Source organism: Mycobacterium sp. NGS26, assembly GCF_059813025.1.
Genome location: NZ_JCALDU010000001.1, coordinates 1,050,044 through 1,066,337 on the forward strand (window position 1 = coordinate 1,050,044; position 16,294 = coordinate 1,066,337).

The 16,294-nt window shown below is 69.0% G+C and carries 18 protein-coding genes and 1 tRNA gene; 10 read left to right on the forward strand and 9 right to left on the reverse strand.

The features are described from left to right. Positions 1–135 precede the first annotated feature (135 nt). Entirely contained in the window at positions 136–645 is a 510-nt protein-coding gene (locus tag AC5Y6X_RS05100; protein WP_324679481.1) for a phage holin family protein, read from the forward strand. Next, positions 646–1,611, forward strand: a complete 966-nt coding sequence (locus AC5Y6X_RS05105; protein ID WP_324679483.1) for an alpha/beta fold hydrolase — start codon at positions 646–648, stop codon at positions 1,609–1,611. It abuts the gene before it with no gap. Here AC5Y6X_RS05105 and marP read toward each other — a convergent pair. From marP to nth, 4 genes are read right to left on the reverse strand one after another with little or no spacing between them, the layout of a single operon-like run. Continuing rightward, entirely contained in the window at positions 1,604–2,797 is a 1,194-nt protein-coding gene (gene marP / locus AC5Y6X_RS05110) for an acid resistance serine protease MarP (RefSeq protein ID WP_324679773.1), read from the reverse strand. The two genes, AC5Y6X_RS05105 and marP, sit on opposite strands and share 8 nt — an antisense overlap. An 11-nt stretch (positions 2,798–2,808) precedes the next feature. Next, positions 2,809–3,561, reverse strand: coding sequence for an NUDIX hydrolase (locus AC5Y6X_RS05115; RefSeq protein ID WP_324679775.1), 753 nt, complete (start codon positions 3,559–3,561; stop codon positions 2,809–2,811). 37 nt (positions 3,562–3,598) lie between these two features. Next, positions 3,599–4,234 carry a TlpA family protein disulfide reductase gene (locus AC5Y6X_RS05120; protein WP_324679484.1) on the reverse strand — a complete coding sequence of 212 codons (636 nt, stop codon included), beginning with the start codon at positions 4,232–4,234 and terminating at the stop codon, positions 3,599–3,601. A gap of 16 nt (positions 4,235–4,250) precedes the next feature. Then, positions 4,251–4,931, reverse strand: a complete 681-nt coding sequence (gene nth, locus AC5Y6X_RS05125; protein WP_324679486.1) for an endonuclease III — start codon at positions 4,929–4,931, stop codon at positions 4,251–4,253. Between the two features lie 161 nt (positions 4,932–5,092). Here nth and AC5Y6X_RS05130 point away from each other — a divergent pair, with 161 nt between their 5' ends. Continuing rightward, positions 5,093–5,500, forward strand: a complete 408-nt coding sequence (locus AC5Y6X_RS05130; RefSeq protein WP_324679488.1) for a hypothetical protein — start codon at positions 5,093–5,095, stop codon at positions 5,498–5,500. Positions 5,501–5,598: 98 nt separating this feature from the next. Continuing rightward, entirely contained in the window at positions 5,599–6,273 is a 675-nt protein-coding gene (gene crp, locus AC5Y6X_RS05135; protein ID WP_036465140.1) for a cAMP-activated global transcriptional regulator CRP, read from the forward strand. Between the two features lie 70 nt (positions 6,274–6,343). Here the strand turns inward: crp and AC5Y6X_RS05140 are convergent, their stop codons facing one another. Genes AC5Y6X_RS05140 through sp36 form a run of 3 tightly spaced genes read right to left on the reverse strand, consistent with a single transcriptional unit; the run spans position 6,344 to position 7,775 of the window. Beyond that, positions 6,344–7,138 carry an MBL fold metallo-hydrolase gene (locus AC5Y6X_RS05140; protein ID WP_324679498.1) on the reverse strand — a complete coding sequence of 265 codons (795 nt, stop codon included), beginning with the start codon at positions 7,136–7,138 and terminating at the stop codon, positions 6,344–6,346. A gap of 5 nt (positions 7,139–7,143) precedes the next feature. Further along, positions 7,144–7,599, reverse strand: a complete 456-nt coding sequence (locus AC5Y6X_RS05145; RefSeq protein ID WP_324679500.1) for a RidA family protein — start codon at positions 7,597–7,599, stop codon at positions 7,144–7,146. A 14-nt stretch (positions 7,600–7,613) separates the two neighbouring features. Beyond that, on the reverse strand, positions 7,614–7,775 hold the full coding sequence (gene sp36 / locus AC5Y6X_RS05150) for a Sp36 family protein (protein WP_142272602.1): 162 nt from the start codon (positions 7,773–7,775) through the stop codon (positions 7,614–7,616). A 74-nt stretch (positions 7,776–7,849) separates the two neighbouring features. Here sp36 and bagA point away from each other — a divergent pair, with 74 nt between their 5' ends. Beyond that, the gene (gene bagA, locus AC5Y6X_RS05155; RefSeq protein WP_324679503.1) at positions 7,850–8,872 is read left to right on the forward strand and encodes an ATPase BagA; all 1,023 of its coding nucleotides are present in this window, start codon (positions 7,850–7,852) and stop codon (positions 8,870–8,872) included. Continuing rightward, positions 8,869–10,020, forward strand: coding sequence for an ATPase BagB (bagB, locus tag AC5Y6X_RS05160; protein ID WP_324679505.1), 1,152 nt, complete (start codon positions 8,869–8,871; stop codon positions 10,018–10,020). Before bagA ends, bagB begins: the two co-directional genes overlap by 4 nt. 215 nt (positions 10,021–10,235) lie before the next feature. Here bagB and AC5Y6X_RS05165 read toward each other — a convergent pair whose 3' ends face one another. Next, entirely contained in the window at positions 10,236–10,586 is a 351-nt protein-coding gene (locus AC5Y6X_RS05165; protein ID WP_324679506.1) for a WhiB family transcriptional regulator, read from the reverse strand. Positions 10,587–10,948: 362 nt separating this feature from the next. Here AC5Y6X_RS05165 and ponA2 point away from each other — a divergent pair, with 362 nt between their 5' ends. The 4 genes from ponA2 to AC5Y6X_RS05185 all read left to right on the forward strand — a co-directional run bounded on the left by ponA2 (position 10,949) and on the right by AC5Y6X_RS05185 (position 15,643). Next, complete coding sequence (gene ponA2, locus AC5Y6X_RS05170; protein ID WP_324679508.1) at positions 10,949–13,381, forward strand: transglycosylase/D,D-transpeptidase PonA2; 2,433 nt, start codon at positions 10,949–10,951, stop codon at positions 13,379–13,381. A gap of 70 nt (positions 13,382–13,451) precedes the next feature. Continuing rightward, positions 13,452–14,411: a metallophosphoesterase gene (locus AC5Y6X_RS05175; protein ID WP_324679510.1), complete on the forward strand. Its 960-nt coding sequence runs from the start codon at positions 13,452–13,454 to the stop codon at positions 14,409–14,411. After that, a complete protein-coding gene (gene cds1, locus AC5Y6X_RS05180) occupies positions 14,408–15,514 on the forward strand; it encodes an L-cysteine desulfhydrase Cds1 (protein WP_324679512.1) in 1,107 nt (368 codons plus the stop codon). The genes AC5Y6X_RS05175 and cds1 overlap by 4 nt, the downstream gene beginning before the upstream one ends. Before the next feature lie 55 nt (positions 15,515–15,569). Continuing rightward, positions 15,570–15,643, forward strand: a tRNA-Pro gene (locus AC5Y6X_RS05185). Positions 15,644–15,671: 28 nt separating this feature from the next. Here the strand turns inward: AC5Y6X_RS05185 and AC5Y6X_RS05190 are convergent. Continuing rightward, on the reverse strand, positions 15,672–16,274 hold the full coding sequence (locus AC5Y6X_RS05190; protein ID WP_324679514.1) for a restriction endonuclease: 603 nt from the start codon (positions 16,272–16,274) through the stop codon (positions 15,672–15,674). Positions 16,275–16,294 lie beyond the last annotated feature (20 nt).

Genomic DNA, 16,294 nt, shown 5'->3' on the forward strand with positions numbered 1-16,294 from the left:
GGTGCTGCGCGAATAGCTGTCGCCGTCAATTAGCCGGCCCGGTCGGCGGGCGGTCGCCGTCGTCGGCTGGCCTCGTCTGCCACCGCGGCGCATGGCAACATAAGCCGCGACGACAGCGAACCGAGAGGACCGTCTGTGAGCAACGATCGCAAGAACGGTGTGCCCAGCACGCTGACCACGATTCCGCTGGCCGACCCGCACGCCAGGCCCGCCGAGCCGTCGATCGGCGACCTGATCAAGGACGCCACAACGCAGATGTCCACGCTGGTGCGCGCGGAGGTCGAACTGGCCCGCGCCGAGATCACCCGCGACGTCAAGAAGGGATTGACCGGCAGCGTCTACTTCATCGCCGCGCTGGTGGTGTTGTTCTACTCCACGTTCTTTTTCTTCTTCTTCCTCGCCGAGCTGCTCGACGACTGGCTGTGGCGCTGGGTGGCCTTCCTGATCGTGTTCGCCATCATGGTCGTCGTCGGCGCGGCGCTGGCCCTGCTCGGTTTCCTCAAGGTGCGCAGGATCCGTGGGCCGCGGGAGACCATCGAATCGGTCAAGGAGACGCGCACCGCGCTGACCCCCGGCCACGACAAGTCCGCGCCGGCCAAGCTCACCGGGCCGGAGGGCAGCCCGGCCGATACCTCGGGCTGGTAAATGCCGGCACCCGATCCGTCGGTGACCCGCATCGACGGGCCGTGGCGTCATTTGGACGTGCACGCCAACGGCATCCGCTTCCACGTCGTGGAGGCGCTGCCGGCGAACTCGGACATGGCCGCGCCGGCCTCGGCGCGGCCGCTGGTGATGCTGCTGCACGGCTTCGGTTCGTTCTGGTGGTCCTGGCGCCACCAGTTGCGCGGCCTGTCCGGCGCCCGGGTGGTCGCGGTCGACCTGCGCGGCTACGGCGGAAGCGACAAACCGCCGCGCGGCTACGACGGCTGGACGCTGGCCGGCGACACGGCGGGACTCATTCGCGCGCTTGGGCATTCGTCGGCGACGCTGGTCGGTCACGCCGACGGCGGCCTGGCCTGCTGGACCACCGCCCTGCTGCACTCGCGGCTGGTGCGCGCCATCGCGCTGATCAGCTCGCCGCATCCGGGCGCGTTGCGGCGATCCACCCTGACGCGCCGCGACCAGGGCCACGCGCTGCTGCAGACCCTGCTGCGCTACCAGCTGCCCGTCTGGCCCGAGCGGCTGCTGACCCGGGACGACGGGGCGGAGATCGAGCGACTGGTCCGCAGCCGCAGCAGCGCCAAATGGGTTGCGTCCGAAGACTTCTCGCAAACCATTGGTTATCTGAGGACGGCCATCCAGATTCCCGGGGCCGCGCACTGCGCGTTGGAGTATCAGCGCTGGGCGGTGCGCAGCCAGCTGCGCGGCGAGGGCCGGCGATTCATGAGGTCGATGGCCCGACAACTCGGGATGCCGCTGCTACACCTGCGCGGCGACGCCGATCCGTACGTGCTGGCCGACCCCGTCGACCGCAGCCGGCGCTACGCGCCGCAGGGACGCTACGTATCCATAAGCGGCGCAGGGCATTTCAGTCACGAAGAGGCGCCCGAGGAGGTCAACCGGCATCTGATGAGGTTTCTCGAGCAGGTGCACGGGCCCCGGGTCAGCTGACGCAGGAGCCGGTGCCGACCTGGCTGGTGTCGCCGATCCGGGACAGCTGACCGCGCACCTCGTCGGCGGTCAGGACAAAGCCGGTGTCGGGGTCGTCGACGGCCGCGCCGAACACCACGCCGAGCACGTGACCGTCGAGGTCGATCAGGGGGCCACCCGAATTCCCTTGCTCCACATTGGCTCTGATGGTGTACACGTCGCGGGTGACCGGTTTGGGGTCGCGGTAGATGTCGGGGCCGCTGAGTTTGATGTTCTCGCGAATCCTGGCCGGGGTGGCGGTGAAGTTGCCGCCGCCGGGATAGCCCATCACCACCACGTTGGCGCCGGTCTTCGCCTCGGTCTCGGCGAACGCCAGCGGTGGCGGCGGCAGGTTGGGGACGGACAGGATCGCGATGTCGACCGACGGATCGTAGGACACCACGGTGGCGTCCAGCGGGTTACCGCTCGCGTACACCTGCACGCTGCTGGACCCGGCCACCACGTGTGCGTTCGTCATCACCCGATCGGGCGATATCACGAATCCGCTGCCCTCCAACACCTTTTGGCAGCTGGGCGCCAGGCTGCGCACCTTGACCACGCTCGGCGCCGTCGCCAGCACCACCGGGTTGTTGGCCAGCGCCGGGTCCGGCGACGCGACCGGAATCACCGGGGTGCGGCTGAACGGCTCCAGCACCGCGGGCAGCCCGGAGGTGTTCAGCAGCGCCGAGAGCCGCTTTGGCACCGTCTTGAGCCAGGGCGGGGCGACCTCGTTGACCTTGGCGAGCACCCGCGAACCCCGCACCGCGGCGGCCAGCTCGGGCTGGTCCTTGGACTGGGTCAGCGGCGTCGCCAGCAGCCAGGCCGCCGTCAGCACCACCACGAGCTGCACCCCCACCCCGATGACCGAGTCGACGGATCGGATTGCGCGGCTGCGGATCGCGCCGCGAACGGCCCGCCCCAGCACCACCCCGGCGACCTCGCCGACGACCACCAGCGCGAGGATCAAGAACAGCGCGGTGAACAGTTTCGCGCGGGGGGCGGCGATGTGGCTGACAATGTGCGGCGCGAGCAGCACGCCCGCGATGGCACCGAGCAGCACACCGACGAACGACAGCAGCGAGCCCAGCGCGCCCGAACGCCAGCCCGAGATGGCCGCGATGAAGGCGACCGCCAGCACCGCGATGTCCAGCCACTGCGAGGGCGTCATCGAATTCAAATTCATCGCGAGGCGCCCTCCTCGCCGACCAGGATCATCGCCTCGTCCAGCTCGCGGATGTCGGTGGTGTCCCAGGGCCGGGCCCAGCCGGCGACGTCGAGCACCGCGGAGATCACCTGGCCAGTGAAGCCCCACACCAGCATCTGGTTCAACAGAAACGCCGGGCCGGCCCACCGGCGGCCGAGGGTGCCGCGATAGACCATCAGCCGGTTCTCCGGATTGATGAAGGCGCGCACCGGAACCCGCGACACGATCGCCGTCTCGGTGTGGTCGACGACGGACACCGGGCCGGGATCCGGCGAGTAGGCCAGCACCGGGACGACGTGGTACCGCGACGGCGCGATGAACGTCCGCTCCAACGTGGCCAGCGGATGCAGCCTGCCGACGTCGATCCCGGTCTCTTCGCGCGCCTCGCGCAGGGCCGTGGCCACCGGGCCGTCGTCGGTGGGATCCGCTGCGCCACCGGGGAATGCGGCCTGGCCGGCGTGGTGCCGCAGCGTCGAGGCCCGCACTGTCAGCAGCAGATCGGCGTCGTCGGGGACGCCGCCGCCGGGCGGGCCGGAATCCGGGCCGGAGAACAGCACCAGGACAGCGGCCTCGCGGCCGCGGCCGTGCAGCGATGCCACCGAAGACGCGGCCTTGGCAGCGGTCACCATCGCCAGCACGTCGGCCGGCAGCCGGTGCCGGTACGCCTCGGGGATCTCGTGGACGTTGTCGACCAGCGGGCGCAACCAGGATGGGCAGGTGTCGGGCATCAGCGGAAGCGCAGAATTCACCGGCGCCTCCTTGCCCTCATCCCGCGTCGTTTCCGACCGCAGCCGCGATCTCATCGGCACTCGCGAACGCGCGCGGCAGCGTCTGCGCAACGCTACCGTCCGACCGCAGCACTACAGTCGCGGGCATCACATTTACCACCCGCAGCGCCGCGGCCACCCGGCGTCGACCGTCCTGCAGGGTCGGCAGCCGAACGCCCAGCTCCGCCAGCCGCAGCAGCGCGGCGGTCTCGTTCTCGTCCTGATGCACGGTCACCACCGTCACGCCGGCCCCGGCGCGCCGCTGATATTCGGCCATCGCGGGCAGTTCGGCCGCGCACGGCGCGCACCAATACGCCCACAGGTTGAGCACGACCCGGCGTCCGGCCAGCGCCCGGGCCACGTCGACGGCCGAGCCGTCGGCGGCGCATTCCACCGTCACGCCGCGCAGCGCCGCCGGGCCCGGGCCGCCGCCCGCGGCGGGACAGGGCGGCAGGGCGGCGCGGCCCCGGGGTCCCGCCAGCGCGGCGGCCGTGTCGGCGTCGCGATGCTCCCTCGCGGCCGGCGGGCCGCCGGATTCGGTCGTGGGGGACCCGTCGCGCAGCTGGGCCAGCAGCGCCACCACCAGCGCCACCACCACCGCCAGGATCGCGATGGTCCAACGGGTGCGGGTCACCGGCGCCGGCCCCGTTTTACAGCCCGGCCAGCGCCAGCAGATGCTCGGTTTCCGGGCCCTGCACCAGGGGCGCGGCGAGCAGCGGTTCGGTGGGGCCGAGGCCGAAGGAGGGGCAGTCCTTGGCGAGGATGCACACCCCGCACGCCGGTTTGCGGGAGTGACACACCCGCCGGCCGTGGAAGATCACCCGATGGCTCAGCATGGTCCACTGGCTGCGCGGGATCAGCTCGCCGACCGCGTGCTCGATCTTGACCGGGTCCTTTTCGGTCGTCCAGCGCCACCTGCCGACCAGCCGCGCGAAGTGGGTGTCGACGGTGATGCCCGGGATGCCGAACGCGTTTCCCAGGATCACGTTGGCGGTTTTGCGACCCACGCCGGGCAGCGTCACCAGCTCGGCCAGGGTCGAGGGCACCTCGCCGTCGAACCGTTCCACCAACGCCTGCCCGAGGCCGATCAGCGACGACGCCTTGTTGCGGAAGAAGCCGGTGGGGCGGATGAGGTTCTCCAGTTCGGCGCGGTCGGCCTGCGCATAGTCCAGCGCGGTGCGGTACCGCTTGAACAACGCCGGCGTCGTCAGGTTCACCCGCTTGTCGGTGCTTTGCGCCGAGAGGATGGTGGCCACCGTCAACTCCAGCGGGGACGTGAAGTCCAGTTCGCAGTGCGCGTTCGGAAACGCTTGCGCCAGTGCGCGATTCATCCGGCGAGCCCGTCGCACCAACCCCGTTCGGGTTTCGTCAGACCAGCGGCGGGCGACGACGGCGCCGGATGCGGGCTGCGTTGACTTCGAACGCCCCGACGGCTTGGCCACTGTCACCTACGACAGAGTACTGATTTCGTGATCTCGCTGAGACCTTGGACATGTTTACTCTCCTTGTGTCGTGGTTGCTGGTGGCCTGCGTTCCAGGGCTATTGATGCTGGTGACGCTCGGTTTGGGGCGGCTGGAGGACGAGGTCGCCCAGCGCACGGTCACGACGTCGGACGTCGACGAATTCCTCGAGTACGCGGAGGCCGTGGACGTGCACACGCTGGCCCGCGAAGGCATGCCGGAGGCGCTGGACTATCTGCACCGCCGCCAGGCCCTGCAACTCGCCCAATCTCCCTCTGCGGCATCGCACGTCGGACGGCATCGCGCCGAGACGATCCATGGCAGGGAGCTCCAAAACGCCGGCGAGGCCCGGCTGCCGACACGAATACCGACACAAATACGGACCCATTCGCGCGTCAATCCGCAATTTGGGGGGACTAGACACATCAATCGTGTGTAGCGTTGGCACGTTGGACACATGGGCCGACCTCTAGACTCGTCACACGGGCATGCGGTTGGCCTGCCCATATCACATCGTTGGAAAGCTGAAGAGGCAACGTGGACGAGATCCTGGCAAGGGCAGGAATCTTCCAAGGGGTTGAGCCCGGCGCAGTCACCGCACTGACCAAGCAGCTGCAGCCCGTCGACTTCCCCCGTGGACACACGGTTTTCGCGGAGGGGGAGCCCGGCGACCGGCTGTACATCATCGTTTCGGGGAAGGTCAAGATCGGGCGCCGCTCGCCGGACGGCCGGGAGAACCTGCTGACGATCATGGGCCCCTCGGACATGTTCGGCGAGCTGTCGATCTTCGACCCGGGGCCGCGGACTTCCAGCGCGACGACGATCACCGAGGTGCGCGCGGTGTCGATGGACCGCGACGCGCTGCGGGCCTGGATCGCCGATCGCCCCGAGATCGCCGAGCAGCTATTGCGGGTGCTCGCCCGGCGGCTGCGCCGCACCAACAACAACCTGGCCGACCTGATCTTCACCGACGTGCCCGGCCGGGTGGCCAAGCAGCTGCTGCAGCTGGCCCAGCGTTTCGGCACCCAGGAGGGTGGCGCGATGCGCGTCACGCATGACCTGACGCAGGAGGAGATCGCCCAGCTGGTCGGCGCCTCGCGGGAAACGGTGAACAAGGCCCTGGCCGATTTCGCCCACCGCGGCTGGATCCGGCTGGAGGGCAAGAGCGTGCTGATCTCGGACTCCGAGCGGCTGGCCCGCCGCGCCCGGTAAATTTCCTCGCCGAACAGACACAAAAGCACCCCAATCGGGGCTGAATCAGGGGCTTTTCCGTCTGCTCGCGCTACCGAGTCCGCAGATAGTCCAGTTGCGCCTGGACGGACCATTCGGCCGCGTCCCAGAGCTTCTCGTCGACGTCGACGTAGACGTACTCGACGATCTCGCGCGTCGTGGCTTCCTCGCCCAGGTCCCACAGCGCGGCGCGGACCTGCTCCAGACGTTCGTGGCGGTGCATCAGGTAGCCGTAGGCGACGGCCTCCAGGTCGGCCAGATTCGGCCCGTGTCCCGGCAACACCGCACGCCGGCCCAGGCCGCGCAGCCGCCGCAGTGACTCCAAATAATCGGCCAGGCTGCCGTCCTCCTTGTCGATGACGGTGGTGCCGCGGCCCAACACGGTGTCCGCCGTCAGCACGGCATCGTCGAGCAGGAACGACACCGAATCGGCGGTGTGGCCGGGCGTCGCCATAACGGTGATCTTCAGGCCGGCCGCGTCGATCACCTCGCCGTCGGTCAGCTCACCACCGAGGCCGCGCAGGAACCCGCTGCCCGCCGACCGCACCGTCGCCCCGGTCCGCTCGACCAGCTTGTCGATGCCGTCGGTGTGGTCGCCGTGCCGATGGCTGATCAGCACCAGCGCGACGCGGCCCAGCGCGGCGATCCGGTCGATGTGCTCGTCGTCGTCGGGCCCGGGGTCGACGATCACCAGCTCGTCGCTGCGCGGTCCGCGCAGCACCCAGGTGTTCGTGCCGTCCAGCGTCAGCAGGCCGGGGTTGTCGGCCAGCAGGACCGAGGCCGTGTCGGTGACCGCCCGCAACCTGCCGTATGCGGGATGGTTCAGCGACTCGGCAACCCCGGTCACGGCCGTCAGCCGACCTCCACGATCAGCTCGACCTCCACCGGCGCACCCAGCGGTAGCTCGGCGACGCCGACCGCCGAGCGCGCGTGGGCGCCCTTGTCGCCGAACACCTCGGCGAGCAGTTCCGAGGCGCCGTTGATCACGCCGGGCTGCCCGTGGAAATCCGGGGCGGACGCGACGAACCCGACGACCTTGACCACCCGGGTGACCGCGTCGATGCCGACCAGCGAGTCCACAGCCGCCAGCGCGTTGAGCGCGCAGATGCGCGCCATCGCCCTGCCCTCGTCGGGGCTGATCTCCGCGCCGACCTTGCCCTCGCGCGCCAGCTTTCCGTCCTCCATCGGCAGCTGGCCCGCGGTGTAGACCAGGTTGCCGGTGCGCACGGCCGGGACATAGGAGGCCAGCGGCGCCACCACTTCGGGAAGCCTGACGCCGAGCTCGCCCAGCCGAACCGATGCGTTCATGAACGCAATGCCCCTTACTTGGGACGCTTCAGGTACGCGACGTGCTGTTCACCCGTGGGCCCCGGCAGCACCGCCACCAACTCCCAGCCGTCGGCGCCCCACTGGTCGAGGATCTGTTTGGTGGCGTGCGTGAGCAGCGGAACCGTCACGTACTCCCATGCTGTCGGTTGGCTCATGACGCGAGCTTATCGGTCGGGCATCGACGGCTCCGGGCAGCCCGAGCGCCGTGCGGCCGTCGGGCTAGCATGCGATGGTGGCAACCACTCCTAGCGGCCGCCCCGCCGTCGGCTGGCCCGCGCGCCTGTCGAAGGTCCGCCTGCATTTCGTGACCGGCAAGGGCGGCACGGGCAAGTCGACGATCGCGGCTGCGCTGGCGCTGACCCTAGCGGCCGGGGGCCGAAAGGTCCTCCTCGTGGAAGTCGAAGGGCGCCAAGGGATTGCGCAACTCTTCGACGTCCCGCCCCTGCCCTATCAGGAGCTCAAGATCGCGAGCGCCGAGCGCGGCGGCCAGGTCAACGCCCTGGCCATCGACATCGAGGCCGCGTTCCTGGAATACCTCGACATGTTCTACAACCTGGGCATCGCGGGCCGCGCGATGCGGCGCATCGGCGCGATCGAGTTCGCGACGACGATCGCGCCTGGGCTGCGCGACGTGCTGCTCACCGGCAAGATCAAGGAGGCGGTCGTCCGCGTCGACCAGAACCGGCTCCCGGTCTATGACGCCGTCGTCGTCGACGCGCCACCCACCGGACGCATCGCGCGTTTCCTCGACGTCACCAAGGCGCTGTCGGATTTGGCCAAGGGGGGGCCCGTGCACTCGCAGAGCGAGGGCGTGGTCCAGCTGCTGCACTCCGACCTAACCGCCATCCACCTGGTCACCCTGCTGGAGGCGCTGCCGGTGCAGGAGACCATGGAGGCCATCGACGAGCTCGCGGAGATGAAGCTGCCGATCGGCAGCGTGATCGTCAATCGCAACATCCCGTCCTACCTCGAGCCTCGCGATCTGGCGAAGGCCGCCGAGGGTGATGTCGACGCGGACTCGGTGCGAGCCGGGCTTCAGATGGCCGGAATCCAGCTCGACGACGCCGATTTCGCCGGGTTGCTGACCGAAACCATTCAGCATGCGACACGAATCGCGGCGCGGGCCGAGACCGCGCAACAGCTCGATGCGCTGCATGTGCCCCGGCTGGAGCTGCCGACGATCTCCGACGGCGTCGACCTGGGCAGCCTGTATGAGCTTTCGGAATCGCTTGCGCAACAGGGGGTCCGATGAGCGTCACGCCGAAAACCCTTGACATGGCCGCGATACTGGCCGATACCGCCAACCGGGTGGTGGTGTGCTGTGGGGCCGGTGGCGTCGGCAAGACCACCACCGCGGCCGCGATGGCCTTGCGTGCGGCCGAATATGGCCGCACCGTATGCGTTTTGACGATCGACCCGGCCAAGCGGCTGGCGCAGGCGTTGGGGGTCGACGACCTGGGCAACACCCCGCAGCGGGTTCCGTTGGCCCCCGAAGTCAGCGGTGAGCTGCACGCGATGATGCTCGACATGCGCCGCACGTTCGACGAGATGGTGGTCCAATACTCCGGACCCGATCGGGCACAGGCGATTCTGGACAACCAGTTCTACCAGACGGTCGCCACGTCGCTCGCCGGGACGCAGGAGTACATGGCGATGGAGAAACTCGGTCAGCTGCTGAGCCAGGACCGCTGGGATCTGGTCGTGGTCGACACCCCGCCGTCGCGCAACGCGCTGGACTTCTTGGACGCGCCGAAGCGATTGGGCAGCTTCATGGACAGCCGGTTGTGGCGACTGCTGCTGGCGCCCGGCCGGGGCATCGGGCGGCTGGTGACCGGGGCGATGAGCCTGGCGATGAGGGCGTTGTCGACCGTGCTCGGTTCGCAGATGCTGGCCGACGCGGCGGCGTTCGTGCAGTCGCTGGACGCCACCTTCGGCGGTTTCCGCGAGAAGGCGGATCGCACGTATGCGCTGCTGAAGCGGCGTGGCACGCAGTTCGTCGTGGTGTCCGCGGCCGAGCCCGACGCGCTGCGGGAGGCGTCCTTCTTCGTCGACCGGCTGTCCCAGGATGGGATGCCGCTGGCGGGGCTGGTCTTGAACCGCACCCACCCGATGCTTTGCGCCCTGCCGGCCGAACGCGCGATCGACGGGCACGAGACGCTTGTGGCGGCGGCGGACTCCGAGGCCGCCTCGCTGGCCGCGGCCGTCCTGCAGATCCATGCCGACCGGGCCCAGACCGCCAAGCGCGAGATCCGGTTGCTGTCCCGGTTCACCGGCGCCAACCCGCATGTGCCGGTGATCGGGGTCCCGTCGCTGCCGTTCGACGTCTCGGACCTGGAGGCGCTGCGCGCGCTCGCCGATCAGATCACCGCGGCCGGCGACGGTCGCGCGGCCGCCGGATAGGCGCCGGCCGGCTCGCCCCGCTTATTTGACACAAGCCAGTAGTTGCTGCCCAATTTCGCTCGGGCACAAGCCAGTTGCTATTAGACACGCATCAGTAAGTGGCCCGGCCCGATTTAGGCTGTAACACGACCGTAATGACGAACGACACGCCCGAGGCCGCGGCCGCCGCGTGGCGGCCCGAGGGGCTCAATGGCCTATAATGCGCTGCCCGAGGGTCAGCTGACGCCGCGGTTTCTGCGCTTGTCGAAGAAGTCCGACCAGGACACGACCTCGGGGTGTTGCTTGAGCAGCGCCCGGCGCTGACGCTCGGTCATGCCGCCCCACACCCCGAACTCGACCTTGTTGTCCAACGCGTCGGCTCCGCACTCCTGCATCACCGGGCAGTGGCGGCAGATCACAGCGGCCTTGCGCTGGGCGGCGCCGCGAACGAACAGTTCGTCCGGGTCGGTCGTCCGACACAGCGCCTTGGACACCCACGCGATCCGCTCTTCCGCATCGACGCTGCGTAATACCCCCTGTGCGGCCGCAATGTTCGTCCTACGCGGGGCCGGTCGTGAAACTGACACGAGCTTTCCCTTCCTCCCGGTCGCAATCCGCGACCGCCTCCCTCGGGTGCAGACCCCTTGCTGCGATCTACGCCACACTGTGAGTTTCGGTGTTACCTGTAGCTCACCGTGTGTCTAAGTTAGGTGGTCAGGTGCCAATTGCGCAACAGTCCGATAACACTTTTTTGGGACGGGCGTGCCGTCTCGTCCGAAATCATAGGTCCGCACGTAGCATCGCGTACCCACTTTGGGCGTCCAATCTTTGACGTGAGCGCAAATATTTTCTGGGCAGCGCGATCAAGTTCGCTGGTCACAGGCCCCTTCAGAGTGTGTTGAAGATCACCCGCCAGGAGGGCCGATTAGGGGCCGCTACCCTAGTACGCATGCCAGAGCGCGCCCCGGTGGCACTCACGATTCTCAAGCTTGCTGGGTGCTGTTTGTTAGCCGGCGTCGTCGCGACCGCGCTGATGTTCCCCTTCGCGGGCGGGGTCGGGCTGATGTCCAACCGGGCGTCCGAGGTGGTCGCCAACGGCTCGGCCCAGCTTCTCGAGGGTCAGGTGCCCGCCGTGTCGACAATGGTCGACGCGAAGGGCAACGTGATCGCGTGGCTGTACTCGCAGCGCCGTTTCGAGGTGCCCGGCGACAAGATCGCCAACACCATGAAGCTGGCGATCGTCTCGATCGAGGACAAGCGGTTTGCCGACCACAACGGGGTGGACTGGAAGGGCACGCTGACCGGGCTGGCCGGCTATGCGCGCGGCGACGTGGACACCCGCGGCGGCTCGACGATCGAGCAGCAGTACATCAAGAACTACCAGCTGCTGGTGACCGCCCAAACCGACGCCGAAAAGCGCGCCGCGGTCGAGACCACCCCGGCGCGCAAGCTGCGCGAAATCCGGATGGCCCTCACGCTGGACAAGACGTTCACCAAGCCCGAGATCCTTACCCGTTACCTCAACCTCGTCTCGTTCGGCAACAACTCGTTCGGCGTGCAGGACGCGGCGCAGACCTACTTCGGCATCAACGCGTCGGACCTGAACTGGCAGCAGGCGGCGCTGCTGGCGGGCATGGTGCAGTCCACCAGCACGCTGAACCCGTACACCAACCCGGACGGCGCGCTGGCCCGGCGGAACCTGGTGCTGGACACCATGATCGAGAACATCCCGCAGGAGGCCGACGCCCTGCGCGCCGCCAAGGCGCAGCCGCTGGGCATATTGCCGCAGCCCAACGAGCTGCCCCGGGGCTGCATCGCGGCCGGCGACCGGGCGTTCTTCTGCGACTACGTCCAGGAGTATCTGTCCCGCGCCGGGATCAGCAAGGAACAGATCGCCAGGGGCGGCTACCTGATCCGCACGACGCTGAACCCGGACGTGCAGATCCCGGTCAAGGCGGCCATCGACAAGTTCGCCAGCCCGACGCTGCCGGGCATCTCGAGCGTGATGAGCGTGATCGCCCCGGGCAAGACCTCCCACCACGTGATGGCGATGGCCAGCAACCGCACCTACGGCCTGAACCTCGACGCCGGCGAGACGATGCGGCCCCAGCCGTTCTCGCTGGTCGGCGACGGCGCCGGGTCGGTGTTCAAGATCTTCACGACGGCCGCCGCGCTGGACATGGGCATGGGCATCAACGCCACGCTCGAGGCGCCGGCCCGATTCCAGGCCAAGGGCATGGGCAGCGGCGGGGCCAAGGGGTGTCCCAAGGACACCTGGTGCGTGGTCAACGCCGGCAACTACCGCGGCTCGATGAACGTGACCGACGCGCTCGCCACCTCCCCCAACACCGCGTTCGCCAAGCTGATCCAGCAGGTCGGGGTGACGCGGACGGTGGACATGGCGATCAAGCTGGGCCTGCGCTCCTACGCCGACCCCGGCACCGCCCGCGACTACAACCCCGACAGCAACGAGAGCCTGGCCGACTTCGTCAAGCGGCAGAACATCGGCTCGTTCACCCTCGGCCCGATCGAGGTGAACGCCCTGGAGCTGTCCAACGTCGCGGCGACGCTGGCCTCGGGCGGCGTCTGGTGCCCGCCGAACCCGATCGACAAGCTGATCGACCGCAACGGCAACGAGGTCGCCGTCACCACCGAACCCTGCGATCAGGTGGTGCCCGAGGGCCTGGCGAACACCATGGCCAACGCGATGAGCAAGGACGCGGTGGGCAGTGGCACGGCCGCCGGTTCGGCGGCCGCCGCGGGCTGGAACCTGCCGATGTCCGGCAAGACCGGCACCACCGAGGCCCACCGCTCGTCCGGCTTCGTCGGCTTCACCAGCCATTACGCGGCTGCAAATTACATCTACGATGACTCGACCACGCCGACGGACCTGTGCTCTAATCCGCTCCGCCACTGCGGCGAGGGCGACCTGTACGGCGGTAACGAGCCGGCCCGCACCTGGTTCACCGCGATGAAGCCGATCGCCGACAGCTTCGGCGAGGTGAAGCTGCCGCCCACCGACCCCCGCTACGTCGACGGGGCACCCGGGTCGCGGGTGCCCAGCGTCGCCGGGTTGGACATCGACGCGGCGCGCCAGCGGATCAAGGAGGCGGGCTTCCAGGTAGCCGACCAGAACAACTTCGTCAACAGCAGCGCCAAGCAGGGCGAGGTCGTCGGGACAACCCCGAGCGGCGCAACGATTCCAGGGTCGATCATCACGATCCAGGTCAGCAACGGCATCCCGCCGGCCCCGCCCCCGCCGCCGGAGGGCGCGCCGCCGCCGGTGGGATCGCAGGTGGTCGAGATTCCGGGGCTGCCGCCAATCACCATCCCGTTGCTGGCGCCACCGCCGCCGGCGCCGCCCGGGCAGCCGCCCCCGTAGTCGATATTCGGTCGACCTTGTCGCGCAGCGGATACGGTCTGGGTCCGCGAGCCGCAGTATCCTGCCTTGCATGGCTGATGTTCTGCGCGCCCTGACACGCACCGGCGCCGTCGCGCTCGGATCCACCGTCGCCGGCGTCGGTTACGCCGCGATCGTCGAGCGCAACGCGTTCGTCCTCCGCGAGATCACCATGCCCGTGTTGTCGCCCGGCTCCACACCGCTGCGCGTGCTGCACATCAGCGATCTCCACATGCTTCCCAACCAGCGCCGCAAGCAGGCCTGGCTGCGCGAGCTGGCCAGCTGGGAGCCCGACCTGGTGGTCAACACCGGCGACAACCTGGCGCACCCCAAGGCGGTGCCCGCGGTGGTGCAGACCCTGGGCGACCTGCTGTCACGTCCGGGCGTCTTCGTCTTCGGCAGCAACGACTACTTCGGGCCGCGACTGAAGAACCCGCTGAACTACGTGACCAACCCGTCGCACCGGGTGCGGGGTGAGCCGCTGCCCTGGCAGGATCTGCGGGCGGCGTTCACCGAGCGCGGCTGGCTGGACCTCACCCACACCCGCCGTGAGTTCGAGGTGGCCGGCCTGCACATCGCCGCGGCCGGGGTGGACGACCCGCACATCGACCGGGACCGCTACGACACGATCGCGGGCCCGGCCAGTCCGGTGGCCAACCTGCGGCTGGGCCTGACCCATTCCCCCGAGCCGCGCGTGCTGGATCGTTTCGCCGCCGACGGCTATCAGCTGGTGATGGCCGGACATACCCACGGCGGCCAGGTGTGCCTGCCGTTCTACGGCGCCGTGGTGACCAACTGCGGGCTGGATCGGTCCCGGGCCAAGGGGCCGTCGCGCTGGGGCGCCAACATGCAGTTGCACGTCTCGGCCGGGATAGGCACTTCGCCGTACGCGCCGGTGCGGTTCTGCTGCAGGCCCGAGGCGACGCTGCTGACGCTGATCGCCACCCCGATGGGCGGCCGGGATTCCAGCAGCGACCTGGGCCGTTCGCAGCCGGCAGTCTCGGTGCGTTGAGCCAACGGACCCGGATCGCGGTCCGCAGCCAGTCACGCAGCTGGACGGACAACGCGATCCGGCTGATCGAGGCCGACGCCCGCCGCAGCGCCGACACCCACCTGCTGCGGTACCCGCTGCCCTCGGCATGGAGCGCGGACGTCGACATCGCCCTGTATCTCAAGGACGAGACGACTCACATCACCGGCAGCCTCAAGCACCGGTTGGCGCGCTCGCTGTTCCTGTATGCACTGTGCAACGGCTGGATCGGCGAGGGCACCACGGTGGTCGAGGCGTCGTCGGGCTCGACGGCGGTGTCGGAGGCCTACTTCGCGGCGCTGCTGGGCCTGCCGTTCGTCGCGGTGATGCCGGCCGCCACCAGCTCCGCCAAGGTCGCCCTGATCGAATCACAAGGCGGCCGTTGCCATTTCGTGCAGAACTCCGGCGAGGTTTACGCCGAGGCGCAGCGCGTCGCCGACGAGACCGGCGGGCACTACCTGGATCAGTTCACCAACGCCGAGCGCGCCACCGACTGGCGTGGCAACAACAACATCGCCGAGTCGATCTACGAGCAGATGCGCGACGAGGAGTATCCCGTCCCGGAGTGGATCGTGGTGGGCGCGGGCACCGGCGGGACCAGCGCGACGATCGGCCGCTACATCCGCTACCGGCGCCACGCGACCCGGTTGTGCGTCGTCGACCCGGAGAACTCGGCGTTCTTTCCCGCCTACGCCGAGGGCCGGTACGACATCGTGATGTCCGCGTCGTCGCGCATCGAGGGGATCGGCCGGCCGCGCGTCGAGCCGTCGTTTCTGCCCGGCGTCGTCGATCGCATGGTCTCCGTGCCCGACGCGGCGTCGATCGCCGCGGCCCGCCACGTCAGCGCCGTGCTGGGACGGCGGGTGGGACCGTCGACGGGCACCAACCTGTGGGGCGCCTTCGGCGTGCTCGCGGAGATGGTCGCCGAGGGCCGCAGCGGGTCGGTGGTCACGCTGCTGGCCGACAGCGGCGACCGTTATGCCGACACGTATTTCAGCGACGACTGGGTCCGTGCGCAGGGACTCGATCCGACCGGCCCCGCGGCGGCGCTGGTCGAATTCGAGCGCTCCTGCCGATGGAACTGACCTGCGCGGTTTGGCGAGCCGATGCGACGGTGCGATAGGCTGTCGTGGCTTCAAGCGGGGTGTGGCGCAGCTTGGTAGCGCGCTTCGTTCGGGACGAAGAGGCCGTGGGTTCAAATCCCGCCACCCCGACTCATTGCAAGGCGGCCAACGCCTCCGCCTACGCTTCCAGCTCCGGAATCAATCGGCGCTCGGCGCGTTCGGCCGCGCCCGCCCAGATGCGCAACTGCTCCCGCCCGACGAGCCGGCAGCGATGCGTGGTGGCCAGCTGGCGGGCCGCCTTGGTAAACGTTTGATTTGTCACCACGACCGCTTGATTGCAGCCGTGATGCCGCGCGCCGGACACCACCTGCTGGACCGCGGCGACGCCGACGGCCCGTGCCAGCCTCTTGCATTGGACCGCCATGCAGGTGCCGTCCTTTCTGGCGATGAGATCCACCCCGTAGTCACCACTGCCGGCGGTGGGAGTGACCCGCCAGCCCCGGGTACGAAGTTGTGCCGCAACGAATTCCTCGAACTCGAGGCCCGACATTCGGTCGACGTCCACCATCCCCGACGCCGCGCGCTTGAGGTCGCGCCTTCGCTGTAATCCGGCTCGGAAGCGGTCCCGTCGAGCCGAGAGCCACAGGAGGACGAGCACCGCCACGACCAGACCGCCCAGCCCGGCGCAGAATCCGGCCGCCACGCTGCCGGTGGCCTTTTGCGTGAAATACCAAGGGAGAGCTAGCCCGATCGGCAGGAGCGTTCCGAGTAGCTTCTCCATGGCCTCAAGCTAATCGGTGG